Origin of the sequence: Streptomyces cinerochromogenes, from assembly GCF_014648635.1 — a bacterium.
Classification (GTDB): Bacteria; Actinomycetota; Actinomycetes; order Streptomycetales; family Streptomycetaceae; genus Streptomyces; species Streptomyces cinerochromogenes.
In genome coordinates this window covers 41,821-68,605 of sequence record NZ_BMRM01000034.1, presented here as the reverse complement: position 1 = coordinate 68,605, position 26,785 = coordinate 41,821, and the positions used below count along the sequence as shown (strand labels likewise).

The window sequence follows — 26,785 nt, the reverse complement described above, 5'->3', positions numbered from 1 at the left end:
GGTAGTAGCCCGGCACGATCCGGTCCAGCACGCTGGTGTCCGCCTGCCCGCTGGCGGCCGTGTGGTTGTAGACGACGTCCATGACGACCCTGAGGCCGTCCCCGTTCAGCGCCTGCACCATCTTGCGGAACTGCACGGTACGGGCCGTGCCGTCCGGGTCGGTGGCGTACGAGCCCTCCGGGACCGTGTAGTGGAACGGGTCGTAACCCCAGTTGTAGGCGTCCTTCGCGGCGGTCTTCGCCACGCACTCCTGCTGCTTGTCGGAGTCGGCCGGGTAGGAGGACAGGTCGCAGTCGGTGCTCGCCTGGTCGGCCTTCCTCTCCGGGATGGTGGCGATGTCGAAGGCGGGCAGCAGGTGCACGTACGAGGTGCCCGACTTCGCGAGCTGCCGCAGGTGCCTGGAGCCGTCGCTGTTCTTGTCCGTGAAGGCCAGGTAGGTGCCCTGGTCCTTGGCCGGGACGGTCTTGTCGGCGACCGAGAAGTCCCGGATGTGCAGCTCCTGGATCTGCGCGTCCTTCAGCGGTACGGCCTTGGCCTTGCGCAGACCCGACCAGCCGCTCGGGGCGAGGGAGCGGTCGTTCAGGTCGACGACCAGGCTGCGCTCGGAGTTCGCGGTCAGCGCGACCGAGTACGGGTCGGTGACCTCGTTGGTGACCACCTTGCGGACGCTGGGCGCCCAGACCTTCACGACGTACCGGTAGGCCTTGCCCTTCCAGGAGGCGGGGCCGGTGACGGACCAGACGCCGGTGGTGGCGTTGCGGTGCATCTTCACGGCCGTGCCGTCGAGGTCGAGGTGGACCGACTGGGCCGTCGGCGCCCACACGGAGAGGGTCGGCCTGCCGTCGTGGAAGACCGGGCCGAGGCTGCTCTTCGTCGCGCCGGAGTACAGGTCGTCCAGCGCGCCGGCGATCTGCACCCCGGTCGCGGCCAGTACGGCACCGTTCGCCGCACGCTGCGAGGCCACCAGCTGCCCGCCGAGCGCCGAGCGCACCCGGTCCCGGTCACGCGGGTCCACCGACCAGGCCGTGTAGTCCTTCAGGTGCGGGAACTTCGCCTTCTGGGCGTCGGTGAGCGTCGTCTTCCCCAGCCGGATCCAGCGCTCGTCGTCGCTGGTCAGCGTCCCGTCCTTGACGGTGATCGAGCCGTCGCGGGAGTACAGCAGCTGGGTGGAGGCGGCACCGTCGACCCCGTTCCAGGCGACGGTGTCCCGGTCGATCCACACCGCCTTGGAGGTGGTCAGGTCCAGCGCGGCGGCGCTGCCGGCGGGCTGGGGCAGCAGGTACTGCTCCTGGCCGTTCAACAGCCAGACCTCGTTGCCGAAGGCCCTGAGGTCCAGGGACTGGTCGGCCGGGAGGTCCTTCTCGTCGCCCTTGTGGAGGATGTAGCTGACACTGGTGGCACCCTCGGTGAGCGGCACCTCGAAGACCGCGCCATAGGCATCAGTCTTCACCGGCTTCAGCGGGTCCGACCAGTCGGTGGGGTGGGCGGCACCCGTCCAGACGTGCAGGCCCCAGCCGTCGTAGGCGCCGTCGGCGCGGTGGTAGTGCAGGACGGCCTTGGTCTTGTCCTGGGCGGGGTGGTCGGGCCGCCGGGTGAGGACGTCCGTCTTCCCCTGCTCGATCCACACCTCGCCCGTTCTGGTGACGTCGATGCTCCGGTCGGCGGAGACGTCCTTGTCGCCGTCCTTGTCGATGACGAGGAAGCCGACGTTCGAGGCGCCGGGCCTCAGCTTGACGTAGGCGAAGGCGCCGTAGGAGTCCCGGCCGGTGAAGGGGTGGCTGGCCGGCCAGTTCGTGGCCTCGCCGTCGGCGAGGTCGCCCCAGGCGTACAGGCCCCAGTCGGCGTAGTCGCCGTCCGTGCGCTTGTAGTGGACGATCGCGTAGTCCCGGGAGGAGGCCGTGGGGACCTCGGGTGCGGGCGGTGTGCCGGTGGTGCTGCTCGCCGTGGCGCTCGCGGTGTCTCCGGCCGTGTCGACGACGACGGCCTTGTAGCGCAGTGTGGTACCGGCGGGCACGTCCCGGCCGAGGGTCTGGGTGACCTGGTAGGGGGCGTGGTCGGCGGAGCCGAGCGTCTTCCACGTCCCGTTGCCGACCTGGGCGGCGAAGACGACCCGGTTGAGCTGCCCGCCGTCGAGGTCGGCCTTCAGTACGGCCGTCCCGGTGGCCCCGGCGGCCGGCGCGGTCAGGGTGATCACCGGCTTGGCGGTGGGCTTGGCGAGGGTGCCGGCGGCCTTGTAGACGACGGCGGAGCCGGCCGGGACGGTGACGGTGACCTTCCGGCCGGTGTCGGACGTCATCGAGCCGGTGGCGCCGTAGACGCCCCGGTACGACATGTCCGCGGATCCCGTCGCGAACGTCGCCGTCTTCTCGGAGCCGGCGTTGTTGAAGGCGACGACGTACTCCTGGCCCGTCCGGGCGTCGGTGCGCGTGAAGGCGTAGACGCCGGGCCCGTCGGCCGCGTACCGCTCCTCCTGCACGCCGTCGGTCAGCGCCGGCTCCGCCTTGCGGAGCTTCGCGAGCGCGGCGATCTGCCGGTACAGCGGGGCCCCGGTGTCGTAGGCGGCCTCGGCGTGGGTGCGGTCGGTGCCGATCTCGTCGTCGTCCAGGTAGTCGGCGACCTGGGAGGCGAACATGGTCTGGCGGGCGTCCTTGTCGCCGCCGGAGCCGGTGAAGCCCTGCTCGTCGCCGTAGTAGACGACCGGGTTGCCCCGGCTGAGGAACATCAGCTCGTTGGCGAGCCGGTCCTTCTTCAGGAGCTCGGCGTCGGTCGCCTTCGGGTCGTCCTGCTTCAGGAAGTACCCGATGCGGCCCATGTCGTGGTTGCCGAGGAAGGTGACCTGCTCGTACGCGTTGGCCTTGTCGGTGGTGTACCGGTAGTCGTCACCGAAGACGCTCGCGAGCCTGCGCGCGCTGCCGCCCTGGGAGGCGTAGGCGCGGGCCGCGTCCTGGAAGGGGAAGTCGAGGGTGGCGTCGAGGCGGCCCTGGGTGACGTACGGGGAGGTGACGGCGGTGTCGGCGGAGTAGACCTCGCCGAACATGAAGAAGTTCTTCCGTCCGCGCGCGGCCGCGTACCGGTCCAGCGCGGTCGCCCACTGGGTCCAGAACTCCATGTTCACGTGCTTGACGGTGTCGATCCGGAAGCCGTCGACGGCGAAGTCCTTCACCCACCGCTCGTAGATCTTCTCCATCCCGTGGACGACCTCGGGACGCTCGGTCCACAGGTCGTCCAGGCCGGAGAAGTCGCCGTAGGTGGTGGACTCCCCGGCGTAGGTGGAGTCGCCCCGGTTGTGGTACATCGTCGGGTCGTTGAGCCAGGCCGGGACCTTGCCGCTGCCCGCGGCCTTCGGGGTGTAGGGGAAGGAGGCGCGGGAGACGGCCGGGAACGTCCGGCTGCCGTCGGCGTGGTCGGCGTCGTCGAAGGGCCTGCCGTCCTCGGTCAGGTACGGGAAGGCGCCCTTGGACAGGTAGTCGTACGCCTTCTGCTCGTAGTCCACGACGTCGGCGGTGTGGTTGGTGATGACGTCGAAGAAGACCTTCATGCCCTTGGCGTGGGCCTTGGAGATGAGGTTCTTGAGGTCGCCGTTGGTGCCGAAGTGCGGGTCGACCTGGGTGAAGTCGGTGATCCAGTAACCGTGGTAGCCGGCCGAGGCGTTGCTTCCGGTGCCCTGCACCGGGCGGTTCTTGAAGATCGGCGCCAGCCAGATGGCGGTGGTGCCGAGCCCCTTGATGTAGTCCAGCTTCCCCGTCAGGCCCTTGAGGTCGCCGCCCTGGTAGAAGCCCTTGTCGGTGGGGTCGTAGCCGGTGGAGAGGCGGGAGCCGGTGAGGCCGCCCCGGTCGTTGGAGGTGTCGCCGTTGGCGAACCGGTCCGGCATGACGAAGTAGAACTGCTCGCGGGTGTCGTCGTGCCGGGCGGGTACGGCGGCGAGCTTCGCGTCCGAGGGGGGTGCGGGCGGGGTGGCGGCCCGGGCGGCCGGCACCTGGACCAGGGCTGCGGCGAGGGCCATGCCGGTGACGGCGGCGGCCCTTCTGCGATACGGCGTACGGCGCGTGCGCGGCGCCGGCCATCTCGGTATCACGGGTCGTGACTCCTAGGATTGCGGCTGACACTTACGGCACGGTGCGTGAAACCTCCGGCAAGAGGCTTCACGCACCGTCAGGCGGTGCTTCAGCAGCTCGACTTGCCGGCGTAGATCGCGAGTGCCGTGTTCGAGCCGAGGGTCGCGGTGAACTGTCCGCTGGAGTTCACGCTCACCGTGGTGTTGTTCTGGACGTTGCAGTACGTCCCGGCGGGCAGGGACGTCTGGTAGGTGCGGGTCAGCGACGAGGACTCGTGGTTGATCGCCACGTAGCCCTTGGCGCCCCGGCCGAACGCGATCGCGTTGTTGCCGTTGTCCCACCAGTTGCCGACCGCCTGGCCGCGGGTCGCGTTGCGGAAGGCGACCATGGACTTGATCTCGGGCCAGGCGTGCTGGCACTTCCAGCCGTCCTGCCAGCAGGCGTTCACCCGGCCGCCGTTGGGCGGGCCGGCGTCGGCGTCCGACCACTCGTAGCCGGAGTTGATGTCGGGGGCGCCGTAGGGCCAGGCCAGCATGTAGACGTTGGCCAGGGTGTAGGTGGCGCCGTTCTTGTAGTTCAGGGTGCTGCCGTTGCGCTCGGTGTCGTGGTTGTCCACGAAGACACCGGCGGACGAGCTGCCGAGGTAGCCCCAGCCCTCGCCGTAGTTGTTCAGGTAGGCGAGCTTCTCGCTGGTGAAGACGCGCTTGAGGTCGTAGGCGTAGCGGAACTCCTGGACGTCCCCGTTGCCGGTGTACTCGCCGGGCTGGACGGCCTCGCCCGCCCCGTAGATGACCTCCTGCTTCCAGTAGACGGACGGGTTGCTCAGGCGGCTCTTGATGTTCGCCAGGTCGTCGGCGGGTATGTGCTTGGCCGCGTCGATGCGGAAGCCGTCGACACCGAGACCGAGCAGGTCGTTCATGTAGCCGGCGATCGTCTTGCGGACGTACTCCTCACCGGTGTCGAGGTCGGCGAGGCCGACGAGTTCGCAGTGCTGCACGTTCCAGCGGTCGGAGTAGTTCGACACCTGGGAGGTGCAGTCGTCGAAGTCGTAGGAGGAGTACAGGCCCGGGTAGTCGTACTTCGTGTACGACGAGCCGCCGGTGCCGGTGCCGGAGCCCGCCGACATGTGGTTGACGACGGTGTCCACCACGACCTTCACACCCGCCGCGTGGCAGGTGTTCACCATGTCCCGGAACGCGGTGCGGTCACCGAGGCGGCCCGCGATCTTGTACGACACCGGCTGGTACGACGTCCACCACTGCGAGCCCTGTATGTGCTCGGCGGGCGGGGAGACCTGGACGTAGCCGTAGCCGGCGGGGCCGAGGGTGCTGGTGCACTCCTTGGCCACCGAGGCGTAGTTCCACTCGAAGAGGACGGCGGTGACGTCCTTGGTGCCGGGCGGGGAGGCCTCAGCGGTAGTCGGGGTCATGCCAACCAGAGCGGCTGCGGTGAGGGCTGCCGCCACGGGGAGGGTTCTGCGTGCCATGTGTGGGGTCCTTCGACGTTGAAGGCGACAAGGGCCGCTGAAGGCGCTTGCTGAAATCTTTCAGCAAACTTGCGGTGACGCAGATGTTAAAGGCCCGCTGGCCGAAAGGCAGCGGGCCGTTGTGAACTTGATGCAAGAACTTTCAGACGGGCGGTCAGCCGGCCGTGGACCACCACACGGTGGTGTCGCCGGGCACCTTGGCCTCGCCGTCCGCCTCGGTCACCTCACCACTGGTCAGCAGGACGCGGCCGTAAGCCGGGGTCGTCACGGACTCCCCGGTGGTGTTCGCGACGCACACGAACTCGCCCCGCCGGAAGGCCAGGACGCCCTCGGGTGCCCGCAGCCACTCCACCGCGTCGCCCGCGCCCAGGTCGGGCTGGGCACGGCGCGCGCGCAGCGCGGAGCGGTACAGCTCCAGCGTCGAGCCGGGCACTCCGGTCTGCGCCTCCACGCTCAGCTCGCCCCAGACCGGCGGCTGGGGCAGCCAGCTGCCGCCGCTGCCGAAGCCGTACGAGGAGCCCTCGCGGGTCCACGGGATCGGCACCCGGCACCCGTCGCGGAAGCCGTCCTGGCCGGCGCCCCGGAAGTACGCCGGGTCCTGGCGCACCTCGTCGGGCAGGTCCACGACGTCGGGCAGGCCCAGCTCCTCGCCCTGGTAGAGGTAGGCCGAGCCGGGCAGGGCCAGCATCAGGAGGGTGGCGGCGCGGGCCCGGCGCAGGCCCAGCGCGCGGTCGCCCGCCGTGCGGATCTGGGTGCCGAGGCCGGGCGGGTTGGCGAAGCGGGTGGCGTGCCGGGTGACGTCGTGGTTGGACAGCACCCAGGTGGCGGGGGCGCCGACCGGGCGCATGGCCTCCAGGGTGCGGTCGATGACCGTACGGAGTTCCTCCGCGTCCCACTCCGTGCCCAGGTACTGGAAGTTGAAGGCCTGGTGCAGCTCGTCCGGGCGGACGTAGCGGGCGGTGCGCTCGACGGTCGGGGTCCAGGCCTCCGCCACAAAGATGCGCTCGCCCGCGTATTCGTCCAGGATCGTGCGCCACTGGCGGTAGACGGCGTGCACACCGTCCTGGTCGAAGAACGGCATGACATCGTTGCCCAGCAGTTTGAGCTGGTCGTGGGAGCCGAGGTCCGGCAGGCCCTCCGCCTTGACCAGGCCGTGGGCGACGTCGATGCGGAAGCCGTCCACGCCCATGTCCAGCCAGAAGCGCAGGATGGAGCGGAACTCGTCGCCGACGGCCGGGTGCTCCCAGTTGAAGTCGGGCTGCTCGGGGGCGAAGAGGTGCAGGTACCACTCCCCGGGCGTGCCGTCGGGCTCCGTGACCCGGGTCCAGGCCGGGCCGCCGAAGATGGACTCCCAGTCGTTGGGCGGGAGCTCGCCGTCCTTCCCCTTGCCGGGGCGGAAGTGGTAGCGCTCGCGCAGCGGGGAGCCGGGGCCCTCGGCGAGGGCGCGCTTGAACCACTCGTGCTGGTCGGAGGAGTGGTTGGGCACGAGGTCCACGATGATGCGCAGGCCGTGCGCGTGGGCGTCGCGGATCAGCGCGTCGGCGTCCAGCAGGGAGCCGAACATCGGGTCGACGGCACGGTAGTCGGCGACGTCGTAGCCGGCGTCGGCCTGCGGGGAGGCGTAGAAGGGGCTCAGCCACACGGCGTCGACGCCGAGGTCACGCAGATAGGGCAGACGGGAGCGTACGCCCTCCAGGTCGCCCATGCCGTCGCCGTTGCTGTCGGCGAAGCTGCGGGGATAGACCTGGTAGATGACCGCGTCCCGCCACCAGTCGCGGCGGTCGGTGACGGCGGCAAAGTGGCGGGCCGGTGCGGCGGAGTGCTGCTGGCTCATGGCGTCCTTGATACGTAACTGGGGCATGGTGGGCGGTCGGTGGGTGCGGCGGGCGAGGCGGGCCGCGGTGACAGCGGGGTCGGATGGACACCGCGGCCCGCCTGGACGGTGGCGGGCGTCAGCCCTTGGTGCCGCCGGCGGTGAGGCCGGTGACGAGGTTCTTCTGCACGAGGTAGAAGAACACGGTCACGGGTATCGCGATCAGCACCGCGGTGGCGGCCATGTAGTTCCACTGGGCGTCGTGCTCGCTGACGAAGGTCTGCAGGCCGACGGCGAAGGTGTACTTGGAGTCGTCCAGCAGGAAGGTCGTCGCGAAGGCGACCTCGCCGACGGCGGTGATGAAGTTGTAGAACGCGGCCACGGCCAGGCCCGGGCGGGCCAGCGGCAGGATCAGCCGAAAGAAGGTGCCGAAGGGGCTGAGCCCGTCCACGCGTCCGGCCTCGTCGATCTCGAAGGGGATGGTGTCGAAGTACCCCTTGAGCAGCCAGGCGCTGTACGGCACGGCGGTGGTGCAGTTGATGAGGATCAGCGCCCAGTAGGTGTCGATGAGGCCGAGTTCGCTGAAGATCTCGTACATCGGCACGATCAGGATGGCGATCGGGAAGGCCTGGGTGAGCAGCAGGACCCACATCAGCTGCTTGTAGCCGGGGAAGCGCATCCGGGAGACCGCGTAGCCGGTGGTGGCGGCGACCAGGACACCGATCAGCGTGGTGCCGAGGGCCACGATCATGGTCGACTTGAACCAGTCGAGGAACGCGGTGTTCTCCAGCACGAAGCTGAAGTTGGAGAAGGTCGCCTTGCCCGCGATGCCGCGCGGGTGCAGGTAGTCCTCCTTGTCCGGGCCGAGCGAGAGGTAGCACAGCCAGGCCACCGGGGCCAGGGCGATCAGGCTCGCCACGACGAGGCCGCCGTGCAGCAGGGCGACACCGAGCGGTCCGCGCTCGCCGCGCCGGCGGCCGCGGCGCCGGGGCGCGGGTGCGGGGGCCGGGGCGGTCTCGGTCTTGTCCAGGGTGGTGGTGCTCATGGCGGCGGCTCCTGCGGCGTCAGACGGCGAGCTGGTCATTGCGCTTCAGCCAGCGGAAGTAGAAGGAGGTGAAGACGGTGAGGATCGACAGCAGCAGCACGCCGTACGCGGCGGACTGGGCGAAGTCGCGCGGCTGCTGGCCGAAGCCCAGCGTGTAGGCCCAGGTGACGAGGATCTGGGCGTCCGGCGCGGAGTTCTTGCCGAACAGCAGGAAGATGATGACGAACTGGTTGAAGGTCCAGATGATGCCGAGCAGCACGACGGTGGAGCTGACCGAGCGCAGCCCGGGCAGGGTGACGTGCCGGAAGCGCTGCCAGGCACTCGCGCCGTCCATCTCCGCGGCCTCGTAGAGCGAGGAGTCGATCGACTGCAGGCCGCCGAGCAGGGACAGCATCATGAACGGCACACCGCACCAGGTGTTGACCATGATCGCGGCGAAGCGCTGCCAGAAGGTGTCCTCCAGCCACTCGGGCTGGGGCAGGTGCAGGGCGCCGAGGATCTGGTTGAGCACGCCGGAGTCGGCGAGCATGATCCGCCAGGAGAAGACGGTGACGAAGGTCGGCACGGCCCAGGGCAGGACGAGCAGCAGCCGGTAGGCGGTGCGGCCGCGCAGCTTCTGGTTGAGCATGAGCGCGAGGCCGAGTCCGATGGTGTAGTGCAGGGCCACGCAGGCGACCGTCCAGAAGACGGTCCACAGGAAGTGCGACCAGAACCGGTCGTAGGCCGTCGGGCCGAACAGGATGTCCCGGTAGTTGTCGAGGCCGATGAACTTGTAGGTGGCGTCGATGTGGTTGACGCCGATCGTGCGCGCCGAGTTGAGGCTGTTGGCGTCCGTGAGGGTGAGGTAGAAGCCCCGCACCAGCGGGTAGCCCACGAGGACGCCGAGCACGACGACCACCGGGGCGATCATCGCGTAGGCGTACCAGTACTTCTGCAAGCCGTTCCGCACGCGCTGCCCCAGCCCGGGACGAGGCGCGCGGTCACCGCGGCGCTTGCCGGTCGCGCGGTCGATGGCGACTGTCATGGTTCGACACCTTCAAACGTTCAAGGGGTTGGGCCGGGCACAGGCGGTGGCCGCCGGATCCTTCCCCCCCTCCTTGCGGTGGGAGGATCCGACGGCCACGCGGACTCACTTGCTGAAGCCGTCGACCAGCTTGGAGATGGCCAGCTCGGCGTTGTCCAGGCCCTTGTCCAGCGACTCCTTGCCGCTGGCGACCTTGGGCAGCTCGGTGTCGAGCGGGCCCCACAGGGAGCTGTACTCGGGCAGCGCCGGGCGGGGCTGCGCGGCGGCCAGGACGCCCTGGTAGCCGGCGATGCCCGGGTCGGTCTTGACCTTGTCGGTGTAGGCGTCGGAGCGGGTGGGCAGGGTGGAGTTCTTCAGCGCGATGGTCTCCTGGGCCTGCGCCGAGGTCATGAACTTCACGAACTTCAGGGCCGCCGCCTGGTGGGCCTGGTCGGAGCCGGCGTAGACCGAGAGGTTGTGGCCGCCGGTCGGGGCGCCCGCCTTGCCGGCGGAGCCGGCCGGGACGGTGGCGATGCCGAGGTTCGACTTGTCCTTGAAGGCGCTGCCCTTGTAGAAGTTCGTGATCTCCCAGGGGCCCTGGATGATCGCGGCGACCTTGCCGTTGACGAACGCGTCCTGGATGTGGGCGTAGGCGTCGGCGGTGGCGTCGGCCTTGTGCAGGCCCTTGCCGTCGAACAGGCTCAGCCAGGTGCCGTAGGCCTTCTTCGCGGCGGCCGAGTTCACCGTGATCTTCTTGGCGGCGACGTCGACGGTGTCGGTGCCCTCGCCGTAGAGGAAGGTCTGGGCGTAGTAGGCCTGGGTGGAGCCCCAGTAGCCGTCGACCTGGGCCTTGTCCTTGATCTTGGCGGCGTCGGCCTTCAGCTCGTCCCAGGTCTTGGGGGCCTCGGTGATGCCGGCCTTCTTGAACAGGGCCTTGTTGTAGACCAGAGCGAGGGTGTCGGTGACGAACGGCACGCCGTAGGTCTTGCCCTCGTACTGGGCCTGCTTGATCAGGTTCGGCTCGAACTTGCCCTGGTCGGCGAGGGCCTCCGTGCCGTCCAGCGGCAGGAAGAAGCCCTTCTTGGCGAAGGCGGGGGTCCAGCCGACCTCGGAGCGCAGGATGTCCGGGGCGCCCTTGGCGCCGGCCGCGGTGTCGAACTTGTTCTGCGCCTGGTCGAAGGGGACGTTGACGTACTTGACCTTGATGTCCTTGTGCGCGGCCTCGAACTGCTGGACCAGGGCCTTGTACGTCGGCGCCTCGTTCGTGGCGTTGGAGGTGTCCCACCAGGTGATGGTGACCGGGCCGTCCGACTTCCCGCTGTCGCTCCCGCCGCACGCCGTCGCCGTCAGGGCGAGGGACGCCACCAGCGCGGAGGCCGCTATGCCACGCCGCATGAGTTCTCCTTGAGGGTTAAGCCCGAGTGGTACAGAGGGCGGTCCCGTCCGCCTCTGCGACTTGCCGACTGCGCCGTTGCCGCGGCCGGGCGACTGGGAACGTAACAGCGATGTAAGCGTTGCGAAAGACCTTGCAGAAAAAAAGTGCAAGAGGACACGATGGTTACCGGCCCGTGACCGGCCGTCGACCGCGCCGCAACCCGGTGGTGGCGGCGCCGAGCGGCGGGGACGACACTTGTGCAAGACTCTGCAAGCTCTTGCCACCAGATTTCCGAGGGAGCGCGATGACGCAGCAACCCACGGCCGGCCGTGCGCCCGCCCGCGCCCGGCGTCCGGCCGGTGTGCAAGGGCAGATACGACCGGTACAGTCCAGTCCCGTGACCACACGGCTTGCCGACATCGCTGCGCAGGCGGGGGTGAGCGAAGCGACCGTCAGCCGGGTCCTCAACGGGAAGCCGGGCGTCGCCGCCACCACCCGCCAGTCCGTGCTCGCCGCCCTGGACGTGCTGGGCTACGAACGGCCGGTACGGCTGCGGCAGCGCAGCGAGGGCCTGGTGGGCCTGATCACGCCGGAGCTGGAGAATCCGATATTCCCGGCCCTGGCCCAGGTCATCGGACAGGCGCTGACCCGCCAGGGCTACACGCCGGTGCTCGCCACCCAGACCCCGGGCGGGTCGACGGAGGACGAGCTGACCGAGATGCTGGTGGACCGGGGGGTCGCCGGGATCATCTACGTCTCCGGGCTGCACGCGGACACCACCGCCGACATGCAGCGCTACGAGCGGCTGCGCGCACAGGGCGTGCCCTTCGTGCTGGTGGACGGGTTCTCGCCGAAGGTGCAGGCGCCGTTCATCTCCCCCGACGACCGGGCGGCCATGGCGCTCGCGGTGACGCACCTGGCGTCGCTGGGGCACACCCGGATCGGGCTCGCGCTCGGGCCGAAGCGGTTCGTGCCGGTGCAGCGCAAGATCGAGGGTTTCGTCCGGGCGATGCAGGACCAGCTCGGGCTGAGCGCGGAGACCGTCGAGGCGGATCTCGTGCAGCACTCGCTGTACACGCTGGAGGGCGGCCAGGCGGCCGCGACGGCGCTGATCGAGCGGGACTGCACGGCGGTGGTCTGCGCCAGCGACATGATGGCGCTCGGCGCGATACGGGCGGCCCGGCAGCGCGGCCTGGAGGTCCCCCGGGACGTGTCCGTGGTCGGCTTCGACGACTCCCCGCTGATCGCCTTCACCGACCCTCCGCTGACCACGGTCCGCAAGCCGGTCCCGGCGATGGGGCAGGCGGCGGTGCGCACCCTGCTGGAGGAGATAGGCGGGACGCCGGCTCCGCACAGCGAGTTCGTGTTCATGCCGGAGCTGGTGGTGCGCGGTTCGACTGCTTCTGCCCCGCATGTCCTCCGTACGTCGTAGAAGGTGCGTTGCGGACCCTTCCTTGGGATGATCGGCCGAGGAGGCCTTTTCTGGCAGACTCTGTGGCTATGACTGACTCGACCGTGACACAGCCGGAAGGGCGCGAGGAGGTGGCCGTTCCGGGAGCCGTCACGGGTGAGGACCGACGGGGCCCGCTGGGCCGGATGCGTCGACCGCGACGGCCCCGCCTGTGGTTCGAGATCCTTCTGATCGCGGTGAGTTACTGGACGTACTCACTGATCCGCAACGCCGTGCCCGAGCAGCGGCACGAGGCGCTGCGCAACGCGGACTGGATCTGGCGGGCCGAGCACCGGATCGGCATCTCTGTCGAGCAGTCGGTCAACCACGCCGTGAACTCGGTGTCCTGGCTCATCGTCGGGATGAACTACTACTACGCCACCCTGCACTTCGTGGTCACGCTCGGGGTGCTGGTGTGGCTGTACCGGTGGCATCCCGGCCGGTACGCGGCGACCCGTCTGGTGCTGTTCGCGACGACGGGCGTGGCCCTCGTCGGCTACTACCTGTTCCCGCTCGCGCCGCCCCGGCTGATGCGCGGCGGGCACTTCGTGGACACCGTGATGGTGCACCACACCTGGGGTTCGATGGCCTCCGGCGACCTCAAGCACATGTCCAACCAGTACGCGGCGATGCCGTCGATGCACATCGGCTGGTCGCTGTGGTGCGGGCTGACGATCTTCGCGCTGGCGTCGGTGCCGTGGGTGCGGGTGCTGGGCCTGCTGTACCCGGCGGCCACCCTGCTGGTGATCGTCGCCACCGCCAACCACTTCTGGCTGGACGCGGTCGGCGGGGTGCTCTGCCTGGCCTTCGGGTGCGCGGTGGCCCGGGCGTGGTACGGCAGCCTCCCGCACGCCCTGCCGCGGCTGGTGCCGGGGTCCCGGCGGGAGCCGGCCGGGGCGGTTCAGTCCGCGTAGCCCCGGGCCGGCCGGCATGGCCCCGGGCCGGTCGGCGTGGCGCTACGGCCGGCCGGCCGGCGTGGCGCCGGGGCCGGTCCGTCCGTGCGGCTCCGGGGGCGGTCGACGTGACGCCAAGGCCGGTCCGTCCGCGCAGCTCCGGAGGCGGTCAATCCGCGTAGCCCTGGAGCCGGTCGGTCTGCGTGGCGCCTGGGCCGGTCGGTCCGTGTAGCCCCGGGGCCGGTCAGTCCGCGTAGAACAGCTCGTCGACCACCGTGCGCGCCCGGCGGGTGGTACGGCGGTAGGCGTCCAGCATGTCCCCGGCGTGCCCGGCGCCGTAGCCCAGGTAGCGGCCCACGGCGGCCAGCTCGCGCGGCTCGGTGGGGAAGGTGTCGCCGGCCCGGCCGCGGACCAGCATGACCGCGTTGCGCACCCGGGTGGCCAGCACCCACGCCTCGTCCAGGATCTCCCTGTCCTCGGCGCTCAGCAGCCCGGCCTCGCGGGCCGCGGACAGGGCCTGGCGGGTACGGGTGGTGCGCAGGGCGGGGACGTGGTGGCCGTGGCGCAACTGGAGCAGCTGGACCGTCCACTCGACGTCGGACAGGCCGCCGGGGCCGAGCTTGGTGTGCAGCCGGGGGTCGGCGCCGCGCGGCAGCCGCTCGGACTCCATCCGGGCCTTCAGCCGGCGGATCTCGCGGACGGCGTCCTCCGTCAGCCCCTGCCGGGGGTAGCGCAGCGGGTCGACCAGCTCGACGAAGCGCCGGCCCAGCTCCTCGTCGCCGGCGACCGGCTCGGCCCGCAGCAGCGCCTGTGACTCCCAGACCAGGGACCAGCGGCGGTAGTACGCCTCGTACGACTTCAGGGTGCGCACCAGCGGGCCGGACTTGCCCTCCGGGCGCAGGTCGGCGTCGATCAGCAGGGGCGGGTCGGAGCTGGGCAGCTGGAGCAGGCGGCGCATCTCGGCGACGACCTTGTTGGCGGCGGCGGAGGCCTCGTGCTCGTCCACGCCGTCCTGCGGCTCGTGCACGAACAGCACGTCGGCGTCGGAGCCGTAGCCCAGCTCGTGCCCGCCGAAGCGGCCCATCCCGATGATCGCGAACCGGGTGGGCAGGGTGTCGCCCCAGCCGTCCCGGACCACCGCGCGCAGGGTGCCGGCGAGGGTGGCCGCGGTCAGGTCGGAGACGGCCGCGCCGACCCGGTCCACCAGGGCGCCCTGGTCGGCCTCGGCGGCACTGGCCTCGGTGCCGTAGGAGGCGACGATGTCGGCGGCGGCGGTGCGGAACAGCTCGCGGCGGCGGACGCCGCGGGCCGCGGTGACGCCCTGCGCGGCGTTCTCCGCGCGGCCCACGGCCGCCATGATCTCCTGCTCCAGGGCGGCGCGGCGCCGCGGTTCCAGGCCGCCGCCGTCGCCGTCGCCGAGCAGGGCGACCGCCTCGGGGGCGCGCATCAGCAGGTCGGGGGCGAGGCGGCCCGCCGACAGGACGCGGGCCAGGTTCTCCGCCGCCGCGCCCTCGTCGCGCAGCAGCCGCAGGTACCAGGGGGTCTTGCCGAGCGCGTCGGAGACCTTGCGGAAGTTCAGCAGGCCGGCGTCGGGGTCGGCGGAGTCGGCGAACCATCCGAGCAGCACCGGGAGCAGGGTGCGCTGGATCGCGGCCTTGCGGGTCACGCCGGAGGCGAGGGCCTCCAGGTGGCGCAGGGCGGCGGCCGGGTCGGCGTAGCCGAGGGCGATGAGGCGTTCCCGGGCCGCCACGGCGCTCAGCCGGGCCTCGCCGGGGGCGAGCTGGGCGACCGCGTCGAGCAGCGGGCGGTAGAAGAGCTTCTCGTGCAGGCGGCGTACGACGGTGGTGTGCCGCTTCCACTCGCGGTTCAGCTCGCCCACCGGATCGGTGCGCAGGCCCAGGGAACGGCCGATGCGGCGCTGGTCCGGCTCGGACTCCGGGACGAGGTGGGTGCGGCGCAGCCGGTACAGCTGGATGCGGTGCTCCATGGAGCGCAGGAAGCGGTACGCCTCGTCCAGGCGGGCGGCGTCCTCGCGGCCGACGTAGCCGCCGGCGGCGAGGGCCTGGAGGGCGTCCAGGGTGGTGCCGCTGCGCAGGGCGGGGTCGGTGCGGCCGTGCACCAGCTGGAGGAGCTGGACGGCGAACTCGACGTCGCGGAGGCCGCCGGGGCCGAGTTTCAGCTCTCTGTCGATCTCGGCGGCGGGGATGTTCTCGACGACGCGGCGGCGCATCTTCTGGACGTCGGGGACGAAGTTGTCGCGGTCCGCGGCCTTCCAGACGAGGGGTTCCAGGGCGTCGACGTACGCCTCGCCGAGCGCCGGGTCGCCGGCCACCGGGCGGGCCTTGAGGAGGGCCTGGAACTCCCAGGTCTTGGCCCAGCGCTGGTAGTAGGCGAGGTGGCTGCTGAGGGTGCGGACGAGGGGGCCGTTGCGGCCCTCGGGGCGCAGGTTGGCGTCCACCGGCCAGATGGAGCCCTCGACGGTCGTCTCGGAGCAGATCCGCATCAGGTGGGAGGCGAGTTTCGTGGCGGACCTGAGGGCCTGGTGCTCGGGGGTGCCCTCGGTGGGCTCCGCCACGAAGATCACGTCCACGTCGGAGACGTAGTTCAGCTCGTGGCCGCCGCACTTGCCCATCGCGATCACCGCGAGGCGGCAGGCGGCGGCGTCCTCGGGGGCGGCGCGCTCGGCGAGGGACAGGGCCGTGCGGAGGGTGGCGGTGGCCAGGTCGGCGAGTTCCGCGGCGGTCTCGGCGACGTCGGTGGTGCCGCAGACGTCGCGGGCGGCGATGGACAGCAGGCAGCGGCGGTAGGCGACGCGGAGGGAGACCGGGTCGGTGGCGGTGGCGAGGCCCTGTTCGAACTCCGTGACGCCGGGGTGGAGGTCGTGGGGTTCGTAGGTGACCAGGGCGTGCCAGTCGCCGGGGTGGCGCGCGAGGTGGTCGGCGAGGGCGGCGGAGGCACCGAGGACGCCCAGCAGGCGGTCGCGCAGGGGCTTGGCCGCGATGAGGGTGTCCAGCAGTTCGCGGTGGGCGGTGGGGCCGGGCTGGGCCTCCAGCAGGCGGACCAGGCCGTGCAGGGCCAGGTCGGGGTCGGCGGTCGCGCCCAGGGCTTCGAGGAGGACCGGGTCGTCGCGGACGGCGGCCAGTTCGGGACCGTCCAGGAGGCCCTCGGCGGCGGAGGGGTCGGTGAAGCCGTGTCGCAGCAGACGGGTGAAGGTACTGCTCCTGCGGCCCGGCGTCATGTCCGTGGTCTCCCCTCGGATCTGCTGTGGTACTGGCCAGAGCCTAACCGGAGGGGGGCCGGGGGGCTTCGTCTGCGGGTGGTCGGCGGGCGGTGGTGGGGGTGCGCTGGTGCGGGAGCCTCGTCCGCAGGAGGTCCTGGAGGGTACGGGCCGCGGTGGGGGCGGCGTCCCCGCAGCAGTTGTTGAAGAGGATGTGCAGCTCGTCGGTGACCTCCGCCAGGGCCTGGACGCGGGGCAGCCACGCGAGCAGCTCCCGCTCGGTGTACGCGTGCCGGAAGCGGTCCTCCTTCGTTCCCGTGCCCCAGTGGGGGCTGCGTCCGTGGAAGCGGACCACCGCGAGGCGGGCGCTGGTGGCCGGTGTGTCCGCGGGCATGGAGGTCGGTAAGCCCTGGACGGTGTCGACGGCCACCGCGGTGGCGTCCAGGTCCTTGAGGAAGGCGGTGGTGCGGGGGGCCCGGGCGGGGTGCCACCAGGCGGGGTCGCGGAACTCGACGGCGAACGGCCAGCCGCGGGCGCGTTCGCGGGCGGTGCGGACGAAGGCCTCGGCGTCCGGGCCGGGGGCGAGGGAGGGCGGGAACTGGAAGAGGAGGGTGCCCAGGCGGCCGGAGCGCAGCAGAGGGGTCAGCGCTTCGGCGTAGCGGGTCCAGACCTCCGTGCGCAGGGCCTCGTCGCGGGGGTGGCCGCGCAGGTCGGCGGGGAGCGCGGCCGGGCGGGTGCGGTGGCCGGTGAGGAGGGAGAACGCCTTGACGTCGAAGCGGAAGCCGGGGGGTGTGCGGTCCGCCCAGAGGGTGGTGGTGCGGGGCGTGGGCAGGGCGTAGTAGGGGGAGTCGGCCTCGACCACGGGGAAGCGGGTCGCGTAGTGGCGCAGGCGTTTCTCGGCGTCGCGGTGGCCGGGTGGGTACCAGCCGCTCCTGAGCAGTTCGGGGTCGGTCCAGCCGCAGGTGCCGATGAGGATCTCCGCCATGCGGCTGTGAGTACCCGGCGTTCATCCGGTCTTCACCCGGGAGGTTGGCCGGCGTGGGCCGCGGGCATGTTGGCGTGAGCATGCTCTGTCCGCACCGCCAGCCGTCCATCCTTTCCCGGAGGTTGATGTGTCCGGCAGTTCTGCCCGTTCGGCGTATCGCCGTGCCCGAGCCGTCGTGGCGTCCGCGGCCGCCCTCGCCGCAGCCGCGGTCGGGCTGTGGACCGGACTCGGCGGGGGGTCCGCGCACGCCGCGGGCGCCGTGCCCAGCCCGGACCACGTGGTCGTCGTGGTCTTCGAGAACCATGCCTACAGCCAGGTCATCGGTTCCTCCAGCGCGCCGTACATCAACTCGCTGAAGACGGGGGGTGCCAACCTCACCCAGTCCTACGCCGAGACCCATCCGAGCCAGCCGAACTACTTCGCGATGTTCTCCGGGTCCACCCAGGGGATCACCGACGACAGCTGCTACACGCCGGGCTTCTCGTCCGCGCCCAACCTCGCCTCCGAGCTGATCGCCGCAGGCCGCAGCTGGGCCAGCTACAACGAGTCGCTGCCGAGCCAGGGCTCCACCACGTGCAGCAGCGGCAACTACGCCCGCAAGCACAACCCGTGGTTCGGGTTCGGCAACGTGCCGACGTCGACCGCGAAGACGTTTGCGCAGTTCCCGACCGACTACACGACGCTGCCGCAGCTGTCGTTCGTGGTGCCGAACCTGTGCAGCGACATGCACGACTGCTCGGTGTCCACCGGTGACACCTGGCTGAAGAACAACCTGGGTGCCTACGCGACGTGGGCCAAGACGCACAACAGCCTGCTGGTGGTGACGTTCGACGAGGACAACCGGCTGAGCGGCAACCGGATCCCCACCGTGTTCTACGGGCAGCCCGTCACCGCCGGCTCCAGCTCCTCCACCACCTACAACCACTACGACCTGCTGCGGACCCTGGAGGACACCCAGGGGCTCGGCACGCACGCGGGCAACGCGGCCTCCGCCCAGGACATCACCGGCATCTGGGCGTCCTGACGTGTACGTAGCGGACAGCCGTGCCAGTACGTCCGCTCACGCCGCCGTCCGGCCCTCGGCCGGGCGGCGCCGTGCCGCGGTCGCCCCGACCGTGCTCGCCCTGGGCACGGTGAGCCTGGTCACCGACGTCTCGTCGGAGATGGTGACGGCGGTGCTGCCGCTGTACCTGGTGAGCGGACTGGGCCTGTCGCCGCTGGGGTTCGGGCTGCTGGACGGGATCTACAACGGATTCTCGGCGCTCGTCCGGCTGGTGGGCGGGCACTTCGCCGACCGGGGCGGCGGACGGCACAAGTGGGTCGCCGGGATCGGGTACGGCATCTCGGCCGTGTGCAAGCCGCTGCTGCTGGTGGCGCACGCCCTGACGCCGATCGGGGTCGTGCTCGCCGCCGACCGGACGGGCAAGGGGCTGCGGACGGCTCCGCGTGACGCGCTGATCTCGCTGGCCAGTACGCCCGGGACGCGCGGGCGGGCCTTCGGGGTGCACCGGGCGATGGACACGGCCGGGGCCCTGCTCGGGCCGCTGGCGGCGTTCCTGATCCTGCGGGCCACCGTGGACGGGTACGACGCGGTGTTCACCGTCAGCTTCTGTGTCGCCGTGCTGGGCGTCCTGGTGCTGGTCCTGTTCGTGCCGGGCGGGCGGGGCGGGCCGGGCGGGCCGGGGGAGGCGGCGCCGGCCGAACGGCCGACCGTCCGTGCGGCCCTCGCCCTGCTGCGCCGCCGCGACCTGCGCCGGATCACCGTCTGCGCGCTGCTGCTGGGCCTCGCCACGGTCAGCGACTCCTTCGTCTACCTGCTGCTCCAGCGCCGCCTCGGGGTGCCCGACCGCTGGTTCGCGCTGCTGCCGCTGGGTACGGCCGCCGCGTTCCTGCTGCTGGCCGTGCCGCTCGGCCGGCTCGCGGACCGGGTGGGCCGCTGGGCGGTCTTCCTCGCCGGCCACGGCGCCCTGCTCGTCGCGTACGCGCTGCTGCTCACCTCGTGGCACGGCGCGGGCCTGCCCTACCTGGTGCTCGCCCTGCACGGCGGCTTCTACGCGGCCACCGACGGGGTGCTGATGGCCGCCGCCTCGGACAGCGTGCCCGACGGGCTGCGCTCCTCCGGGCTCGCCGTCGTCCAGACCGGGCAGGCGCTGACCCGGTTCGCCTGCTCGCTGCTGTTCGGCGCGGCCTGGACCGTGTGGGGCGACCGGGCGGCGCTGGCGGGCGCGGCGGCGGCACTGGCCGCGTGCGCCGCGTTCTCCCTCACCCTGCGCCCGGAGAGGACGGTGACCGCATGACCGTACGCCGTCGCGTGCTGATCCTGGTCTCGGCCGTCGCCGTGCTGGCGGCGGTCGGGCTGGCCTCCGTGCTGCACGCCTCCGCGCGGGCGGACCGGCGTGACCACGTCCAGGCGGGCGGGCCGCGCGTCACCCCGGGCGCGGTGACGCTGCGGGATCCCGGACGGCTGGTGTTCCGGAACATGGCGTGGGGGCCGCACCGGGACGAGCTGACCGCCGTGCCCGCGGACGCCCCGGGCGGCCCGCGCACCGCCTCCGGCCTCAAGTGCCTGCGCTTCTACGCCGCTTCGGGCGCCGGAGTCTGTCTGCAGGCCGTGCACGGGGCCGTGTCGGACACTTATCGTGCGCTGGTCCTGGACTCCCGGCTGCGGACCGTGCACCGGTACGACGTGCCGGGCATCCCCTCACGGGCACGGGTCTCCCCCACCGGGCACTTCGCCGCGTGGACGGCGTTCGTGGGCGGCGACTCGTACGCCGGGACGGACTTCTCCACCCGCGCGGCGATCGTGGACACCCGCAGCGGGGAGCTGATCCCGTCCCTGGAGGCCTTCCGGATCGTCAGGGACGGGCATCCGTACCGGGCGGCGGACGCCAACTTCTGGGGCGTCACGTTCGCGGCCGACGACCGCACGTTCTACGCGACGCTGGCCACCAAGGGGCGGACCTACCTGGTCCGCGGCGACCTGCGCCGCCGTACGGTCACCACGCTGCACGCCGACGTGGAGTGCCCGTCCCTGTCGCCGGACGGCACCCGCGTCGCCTACAAGAAGCGGGTCGCGGGCCTGCCGAAGGACGCCCCCTGGCGCCTGTACGTCCTGGACCTGCGCACGATGCGCGAGACGCCGCTCGCAGAGACCCGGAGCGTGGACGACCAGGCGGTGTGGAAGGACGCCCGCACGGTCGTGTACGCGCTGCCCGGGGACTACGGCGCCGACCTGTACGAGGTCCCGGCGGACGGGTCGGGGCGGGCGCACAGGATCAGCTCGGCCGCGGTGTCACCGGCCTACCTCGACTAGGGGGGCGTCAACGGCCTGCCTCGGCCAGGGGCCGTCAACCCGGTGGCCCGGGTTTTCCGTCATCACGGTGACGCCGGGTGCCGCGTCCCAAAGCCGCGGCGGGCCGCCCCGGAGACTTTCCGGACGGTGGCCGGGCGGCCGTCGGGAAGGTGAGGGCACGGGATGGGCGAGAGCAGGATCCTGGTCGCGGTGCCGGAGCATCCGCGCGCCGAGGGCGCCGGGGCCGAACAGCTGCGCAAGATCCGGGACGCGGTGGAGGCGGACGGCTTCGGGGTGCGCTGGGCGGTCAGCGCCGAGGACGCGGACGCGGTGCTGCGCACCGAGGCGGGGCTGGCGGCGGCCCTGGTGGCCTGGGACCTGCCCGGGGGCGCGCGGCCGGCCGGCGACGGTCCCGGCGCCGCGCTCGCCAAGCCGGCCGAGATCACCGGCGGGGCCTCCGACGGGGCCTGTGGCGGGGCGGCCGTGCTGCGGCGGATCGGGCGGCGCTACCGGGACCTGCCGGTGTTCCTGGTCATGGCCGAAGAGGGCGTGCGGGAGCTGCCGCTGTGGGTGTCGGAGACGGTCGTCGGCTACGTCTGGCCGCTGGAGGACACCCCCCACTTCATCGCGGGCCGGATCACCAGCGCCGCCCGCGCCTACCGGGAGGACGTGCTGCCGCCGTTCTTCCGGGCGCTGCGCCGCTTCGACGACGCCCACGAGTACTCCTGGCACACCCCGGCCCACTCCGGTGGCGTCGCCTTCCTCAAGTCGCCCGCCGGGCGCGCCTTCCACGACTACTTCGGCGAACGGCTGCTCCGCTCCGACCTGTCGATCTCGGTGGAGGAGCTGGGCTCGCTGTTCGAGCACACCGGTCCGATCGGGGAGGCGGAGCGCAACGCGGCCCGCGTCTTCGGCGCCGACCTCAGCTACTTCGTGCTGCACGGCGACTCCACCTGCAACCGTCTCGTCGGCCACTACAGCGTCACCCGTGACGAACTCGCCCTGGTGGACCGCAACTGCCACAAGTCGGTCCTGCACGGACTGGTCGTCTCCGGCGCCCGGCCGGTGTACCTGGTGCCCACGCGCAACGGGTACGGCCTCGCGGGCCCGCTGCCCCCGGCCGAGCTGGCGGCGGACTCGATCGCGGCCCGGATCGCCGCGCACCCGCTCGCCGGGGGCGCCGTCTCCCGGGACCCCCAGTACGCGGTGTTCACCAACTCGACCTACGACGGCCTGAGCTACGCCGCCGTACCGGCCGCGAAGGCCCTCGCGGCCAGCACGCCCCGGGTCCACTTCGACGAGGCGTGGTTCGCGTACGCCCGCTTCCACCCGCTGTACCGGGGCCGGTACGGCATGTCGGTGGACGCGGACGCCTTCCCCGGCCCGGACCGGCCGACGGTCTTCGCGACCCAGTCCACGCACAAGCTGCTGGCCGCGCTGTCGCAGTCGGCGATGGTGCACGTACGGCCCGCGCCCCGGGCGCCGGTGGAGCACGACCGGTTCAACGAGGCCCTGATGATGCACGGCACCACCTCGCCCCTGTACCCGATGATCGCCTCGCTGGACGTGGCGACGGCCATGATGGACGGGCCGCAGGGCGAGTGGCTGGTGGACGAGGCGGTGACGGAGGCGATCCGCTTCCGGCAGGAGATGGTGCGGCTCGGACGCCGGGTGGCGAGCGCCGGGGACCGGCCGCCGTGGTTCTTCGGCGTCTGGCAGCCGGAGGAGGTCACCGACCCGGCGACGGGCGAACGGCTGCCCTTCGACGAGGCCCCGCCGGAGCTGCTGCGCACCGAGCAGTCCTGCTGGCTGCTGGAGCCGGGCGCCGCCTGGCACGGCTTCCCCGGGCTGACCGAGGGCCACTGCATGCTGGACCCGGTCAAGGTCACGCTGACCTGCCCCGGCATCACCGCCACCGGCGAGATGGCCGAGGAGGGCATCCCGGCGCGCGTCCTGACGGCGTACCTGGCCACCCGGAACATCGTGGTCGAGAAGACCGACAGCTACACCACGCTGATCCTCTTCTCGATGGGCATCACGAAGGGCAAGTGGGGCACGCTGCTGGACGCCCTGATGGACTTCAAGGCCCTGTACGACGCCGACGCCCCCCTCGACCGCGTCCTGCCGGCGGCGGTCGCCGCGCACCCCCGCCGCTACTCGGGCCTGACCCTGCGCGAGCTGTGCCGGCAGATGCACGAGCAGCTGCGCTCGGCCCGCCTGGTGGAGCTGCTGGACACGGCGTTCCAGCGGCTCCCGGAGCCGGTCCATCCGCCCCAGCACTGCTACCAGCGCCTGGTCCGGGGCGGCACGGAACGGGTCCGGATCGCCGACGCCGCGCACCGGGTGGCGGCGGCGATGGTCACGGTCACCCCGCCCGGCATCCCGGTCCTGATGCCGGGCGAGTCCACCGGCACCCCCGACGGCCCCCTGCTGCGCTACCTCACGGCCCTGGAGACCTTCGACCGCCACTTCCCGGGCTTCCGCAGCGAGACCCACGGGGTGACGATCGACGAGGACAGCGGGGACTACGAGATCGAGGTCCTGCGGCCGGAGTGACACCGGGGGTCTCCTGACGCCGAGGTCCGCGCCCGCGTCAAGCCACGCATTCCCGGGACGTGCCTCCGCACCCGGCATGCGGCCTACTCGATGCACGGGCTCTCGCCGAGCCGCCCCCGGGGAATGCCCGGGGGCGGCTTCCGGGACGGGGAGTCCCGCTGCCGAGGGCCCCCTGACCGACGAGGAGGCCCTCGGCAGTTCCCGTCTCTCACAGAAGGAGAACTGCCATGCCTCGCACATCCCACAGACATCACCTGGTGATGCTCACCGTCACCGCCGCCCTGGCCGCAGGAGCCGCCATGCTGCCGGCCGGCGCCTTCGCCGCCACCCCGCACACCGGCACCGTGGCCGTGCAGCCGTCCAAGAGAGGCCACGGACACCACCCCGGGGGCCGCGCCCCCACGGGTGACCGGCACCGGCCCGGCGCCGGCGCGGGCTGCGGCTCCTGCGGCGCCCCTGCGGGCGGCACACCGGGCGGCACCTCCGAAGCCGGCGGCACCGCAGGCGGCAACACAGAAGGCGGCGTCCCCATCACCGGCACACCCGGCGACAACACGGAAGGCGGCGTCCCCATCACCGGCACACCCGGCGACAACACGGAAGGCGGCGTCCCCATCACCGGCGGCACCTGAGCCGGGGGGCGGTACCCGCCCCGGTAACGCCCGTGCCGAAACGCCCCGGGGCCGGCGGTCCGCGACCGTCGGCCCCAGGGGATCGTTTCGGCGGAGACCCGCCGTGACCTGTGCTTACAGCACCGGCAGGTTCTTCCGCAGCTCGAAGGCGGTGACCTCCGAGCGGTACTCCTCCCACTCCGACTTCTTGTTGCGCAGGAAGAAGTCGAAGACGTGCTCGCCGAGGGTCTCGGCGACCAGGTCGCTGCTCTCCATGAGGGTCAGGGCCTCGCCGAGGTTCTGCGGGAGGGGCTCGATGCCCATGGCGCGCCGCTCGGCGTTGGACAGGGCCCAGACGTCGTCCTCGGCGCCCGGAGGCAGCTCGTAGCCCTCCTCGATGCCCTTCAGGCCCGCGGCCAGCAGGACGGCGTAGGCCAGGTAGGGGTTGGCGCCGGAGTCGATGGAGCGGACCTCCACGCGCGCGGAGCCGGTCTTGCCCGGCTTGTACATCGGGACGCGGACCAGGGCGCTGCGGTTGTTGTGGCCCCAGCAGATGTAGGAGGGGGCTTCACCGCCGGCGCCCGCCGTGCGCTCGGAGCCGCCCCAGATGCGCTTGTAGGAGTTCACCCACTGGTTGGTGACCGCGGAGATCTCCGCGGCGTGCCGCAGCAGGCCCGCGATGAAGGAGCGGCCGACCTTGGAGAGCTGGTACTCCGCGCCGGACTCGTAGAACGCGTTGCGGTCGCCCTCGAAGAGGGACAGGTGGGTGTGCATGCCGCTGCCGGGGTGCTCGGAGAACGGCTTCGGCATGAAGGTCGCCTGGACGCCCTGCTCCAGCGCCACCTGCTTCATGACCAGGCGGAAGGTCATGATGTTGTCGGCCGTGGAGAGCGCGTCGGCGTAGCGCAGGTCGATCTCCTGCTGGCCGGGGGCGCCCTCGTGGTGGGAGAACTCCACCGAGATGCCCATGGACTCCAGCATGGTGATCGCCTGGCGGCGGAAGTCCATGCCGACGTTGGTGGGCGTGTGGTCGAAGTAGCCGGAGTTGTCGGCCGGGGTCGGGCGGGAGCCGTCCAGCGGGCGGTCCTTCAGCAGGAAGAACTCGATCTCCGGGTGGGTGTAGAAGGTGAAGCCCAGGTCGGAGGTGCGGGCGAGGGCGCGCTTGAGGACGTAGCGCGGGTCGGCGAAGGACGGGGAGCCGTCCGGCATGAGGATGTCGCAGAACATGCGGGCCGTGCCGGGGGTCTCCGCGCGCCACGGCAGGACCTGGAAGGTGGACGGGTCCGGCTTGGCGATCATGTCGGACTCGTAGACCCGGGCGAAGCCCTCGATGGCGGAGCCGTCGAAGCCGATGCCCTCGTCGAAGGCCTGTTCCAGCTCCGCGGGGGCCACGGCGACGGACTTGAGGAAGCCCAGCACGTCCGTGAACCACAGGCGTACGAACCGGATGTCGCGCTCCTCCAAGGTCCGGAGCACGAACTCCTGCTGCTTGTCCATCTTCCGCTTCCCCATCCTTGCTGGTCAGGCCGCCTGTCCCCCGTGCCACGGGAGGCGGTCGGGCACCTGAGCATCCCACCACAACACCATTTCACGCGCGTTGCGGACCTTGATCGCCCGAGCGTCTTCGGCCTGAACGCCTGTCGTACGGCAGGTGTCCTTCTCTGTCGCCCATCTTGCCTGCTCGCACCGGCATCCGTAATGGCCGATCCGCTTCGTACGTGACCGACACCACGCCCGCTAAATTTGCATCCCAAATGCAAGTTTTCATAGCGTGCGCGTCAGCCGAGTTCTCCGAGGAGTCCCGATGCTGACCGAGCAGTCCGCAGCCACCGTCCGTGCCACCCTGCCCGCCGTCGGCGCGGCGATCGGCGCGATCACCGAGCGCTTCTACGCCCGCCTCTTCGACGCCCACCCCGGCCTGCTGCGCGACCTCTTCAACCGCGGCAACCAGGCGGCCGGCACCCAGCGGCAGGCCCTCGCCGGTTCGATCGCCGCCTTCGCCACGCATCTGCTGGACCACCCGGAGACACGGCCGGACGCGATGCTGGGCCGCATCGCCCACAAGCACGCCTCCCTCGGCGTCGCCCCCGAGCAGTACGACGTCGTCCACGAGCACCTCTTCGCCGCCATCGTCGAGGTCCTCGGCGAGGCCGTCACGCCGGAGGTGGCCGCCGCCTGGGACGAGGTGTACTGGCTGATGGCGAACGCGCTGATCGCGATCGAGAAGCGGCTGTACGAGGAGAGCGGCGGCCCGGGCCTGCGCGCCTTCCGGGTCGAGGAGCGCGTCGAGGAGACCGCCGACGTCGTCACCTTCCGGCTGCGGCCGGCCGACGACGGCCCGGTGGCCGCCTTCCGCGCCGGGCAGTACGTCTCGGTCGGCGTCACCCTGCCCGACGGCGCCCGGCAGATACGGCAGTACAGCCTGTCCGGGGCGCCCGGCGGGGCGGTGCGCCAGATCACCGTCAAGCGCGTGCACGGCGGGGCCACGCCCGACGGCGAGGTCTCCCACCACCTCCACACGCGCGTGCACCCCGGCGACATCGTGGAACTCTCCGAGCCCTTCGGCGACCTCACCCTCTCCGACGCGCCGGACACCCCCCTGCTGCTCGCCTCGGCCGGCATCGGCGTGACCCCGATGGTCGCGATGCTGGCCGACCTCGCGGCCGGCGGCCACCGCGCCCCGGTCACCGTCGTCCACGGCGACCGCTCCCCCGCCGACCACGCCCTGCGCGCCGACCACACGGCCTACGCCGGCAAGCTGCCCGACGCCTGCGTGCACTTCTTCTACGAGCAGGGCGCCGGGCCCGGCACCCGGACCGGCCTGGTCGACCTGGCGGACATCGCCGTACGGCCCGGCACGCGCGCGTACCTGTGCGGCCCGCTGCCCTTCATGCGCGCGGTCCGTACCCAGCTGATCGGGAAGGGCGTGGCTCCGGCGGACATCCACTACGAGGTGTTCGGGCCGGACCTGTGGCTGGCGCAGGGCTGACGGGCGGCGCCCCGC

17 protein-coding genes are annotated in these 26,785 nt (G+C 71.7%); 8 read left to right on the top strand and 9 right to left on the bottom strand.

Annotation, left to right across the window (positions count from 1 at the left end):
* From IEZ20_RS38505 to IEZ20_RS38480, 6 genes are all read right to left on the bottom strand, one after another.
* Nucleotides 1-4,075: alpha-amylase family glycosyl hydrolase (locus tag IEZ20_RS38505; protein WP_189307635.1), on the bottom strand; the 4,075-nt coding region annotated here is incomplete at its 3' end.
* 89 nt (nt 4,076-4,164) lie between these two features.
* The gene (locus IEZ20_RS38500) at nt 4,165-5,541 is read right to left on the bottom strand and encodes an alpha-amylase (RefSeq protein ID WP_189307633.1); all 1,377 of its coding nucleotides are present in this window, start codon (nt 5,539-5,541) and stop codon (nt 4,165-4,167) included.
* 154 nt (nt 5,542-5,695) lie between these two features.
* Nucleotides 5,696-7,375 (bottom strand): glycoside hydrolase family 13 protein, encoded by a 1,680-nt coding sequence (locus tag IEZ20_RS38495; protein ID WP_189307631.1) that lies wholly within the window; start codon nt 7,373-7,375, stop codon nt 5,696-5,698.
* 118 nt (nt 7,376-7,493) lie between these two features.
* Nucleotides 7,494-8,399 carry a sugar ABC transporter permease gene (locus tag IEZ20_RS38490; RefSeq protein ID WP_189307630.1) on the bottom strand — a complete coding sequence of 302 codons (906 nt, stop codon included), beginning with the start codon at nt 8,397-8,399 and terminating at the stop codon, nt 7,494-7,496.
* A 19-nt stretch (nt 8,400-8,418) separates the two neighbouring features.
* Entirely contained in the window at nt 8,419-9,423 is a 1,005-nt protein-coding gene (locus IEZ20_RS38485; RefSeq protein ID WP_189307628.1) for a carbohydrate ABC transporter permease, read from the bottom strand.
* Nucleotides 9,424-9,528: 105 nt separating this feature from the next.
* On the bottom strand, nt 9,529-10,797 hold the full coding sequence (locus IEZ20_RS38480; RefSeq protein WP_189307626.1) for an extracellular solute-binding protein: 1,269 nt from the start codon (nt 10,795-10,797) through the stop codon (nt 9,529-9,531).
* A gap of 377 nt (nt 10,798-11,174) precedes the next feature.
* Between IEZ20_RS38480 and IEZ20_RS38475 the strand changes: the two genes are divergently transcribed.
* Together IEZ20_RS38475 and IEZ20_RS38470 are read left to right on the top strand one after the other, a co-directional pair.
* Complete coding sequence (locus IEZ20_RS38475; RefSeq protein WP_189307624.1) at nt 11,175-12,209, top strand: LacI family DNA-binding transcriptional regulator; 1,035 nt, start codon at nt 11,175-11,177, stop codon at nt 12,207-12,209.
* Between the two features lie 68 nt (nt 12,210-12,277).
* Nucleotides 12,278-13,141, top strand: coding sequence for a phosphatase PAP2 family protein (locus tag IEZ20_RS38470; RefSeq protein ID WP_189307622.1), 864 nt, complete (start codon nt 12,278-12,280; stop codon nt 13,139-13,141).
* A 223-nt stretch (nt 13,142-13,364) separates the two neighbouring features.
* Here IEZ20_RS38470 and IEZ20_RS38465 read toward each other — a convergent pair whose 3' ends face one another.
* Together IEZ20_RS38465 and IEZ20_RS38460 are read right to left on the bottom strand one after the other, a co-directional pair.
* Nucleotides 13,365-16,358: a bifunctional [glutamine synthetase] adenylyltransferase/[glutamine synthetase]-adenylyl-L-tyrosine phosphorylase gene (locus IEZ20_RS38465; RefSeq protein WP_189307620.1), complete on the bottom strand. Its 2,994-nt coding sequence runs from the start codon at nt 16,356-16,358 to the stop codon at nt 13,365-13,367.
* Nucleotides 16,359-16,401: 43 nt separating this feature from the next.
* On the bottom strand, nt 16,402-17,322 hold the full coding sequence (locus IEZ20_RS38460) for a DUF72 domain-containing protein (protein WP_189307618.1): 921 nt from the start codon (nt 17,320-17,322) through the stop codon (nt 16,402-16,404).
* Between the two features lie 127 nt (nt 17,323-17,449).
* Here IEZ20_RS38460 and IEZ20_RS38455 point away from each other — a divergent pair, with 127 nt between their 5' ends.
* The 5 genes from IEZ20_RS38455 (at nt 17,450) to IEZ20_RS38435 (ending at nt 23,802) form a co-directional block, all read left to right on the top strand.
* Nucleotides 17,450-18,346 (top strand): alkaline phosphatase family protein, encoded by an 897-nt coding sequence (locus tag IEZ20_RS38455; protein ID WP_189307616.1) that lies wholly within the window; start codon nt 17,450-17,452, stop codon nt 18,344-18,346.
* Between the two features lies 1 nt (nt 18,347).
* The gene (locus tag IEZ20_RS38450) at nt 18,348-19,619 is read left to right on the top strand and encodes an MFS transporter (protein WP_189307614.1); all 1,272 of its coding nucleotides are present in this window, start codon (nt 18,348-18,350) and stop codon (nt 19,617-19,619) included.
* A complete protein-coding gene (locus IEZ20_RS38445; RefSeq protein ID WP_189307612.1) occupies nt 19,616-20,635 on the top strand; it encodes a TolB family protein in 1,020 nt (339 codons plus the stop codon). Before IEZ20_RS38450 ends, IEZ20_RS38445 begins: the two co-directional genes overlap by 4 nt.
* A 162-nt stretch (nt 20,636-20,797) precedes the next feature.
* Nucleotides 20,798-23,170, top strand: a complete 2,373-nt coding sequence (locus tag IEZ20_RS38440) for an Orn/Lys/Arg family decarboxylase (RefSeq protein WP_189307610.1) — start codon at nt 20,798-20,800, stop codon at nt 23,168-23,170.
* A 227-nt stretch (nt 23,171-23,397) separates the two neighbouring features.
* Nucleotides 23,398-23,802, top strand: a complete 405-nt coding sequence (locus tag IEZ20_RS38435; protein ID WP_189307608.1) for a hypothetical protein — start codon at nt 23,398-23,400, stop codon at nt 23,800-23,802.
* 114 nt (nt 23,803-23,916) lie between these two features.
* Here the strand turns inward: IEZ20_RS38435 and glnA2 are convergent, their stop codons facing one another.
* On the bottom strand, nt 23,917-25,278 hold the full coding sequence (gene glnA2, locus IEZ20_RS38430) for a gamma-glutamylpolyamine synthetase GlnA2 (RefSeq protein WP_189307606.1): 1,362 nt from the start codon (nt 25,276-25,278) through the stop codon (nt 23,917-23,919).
* A 307-nt stretch (nt 25,279-25,585) separates the two neighbouring features.
* Here glnA2 and IEZ20_RS38425 point away from each other — a divergent pair, with 307 nt between their 5' ends.
* Nucleotides 25,586-26,770, top strand: coding sequence for a globin domain-containing protein (locus IEZ20_RS38425; protein WP_189307605.1), 1,185 nt, complete (start codon nt 25,586-25,588; stop codon nt 26,768-26,770).
* The last annotated feature ends 15 nt before the right edge of the window (nt 26,771-26,785 follow it).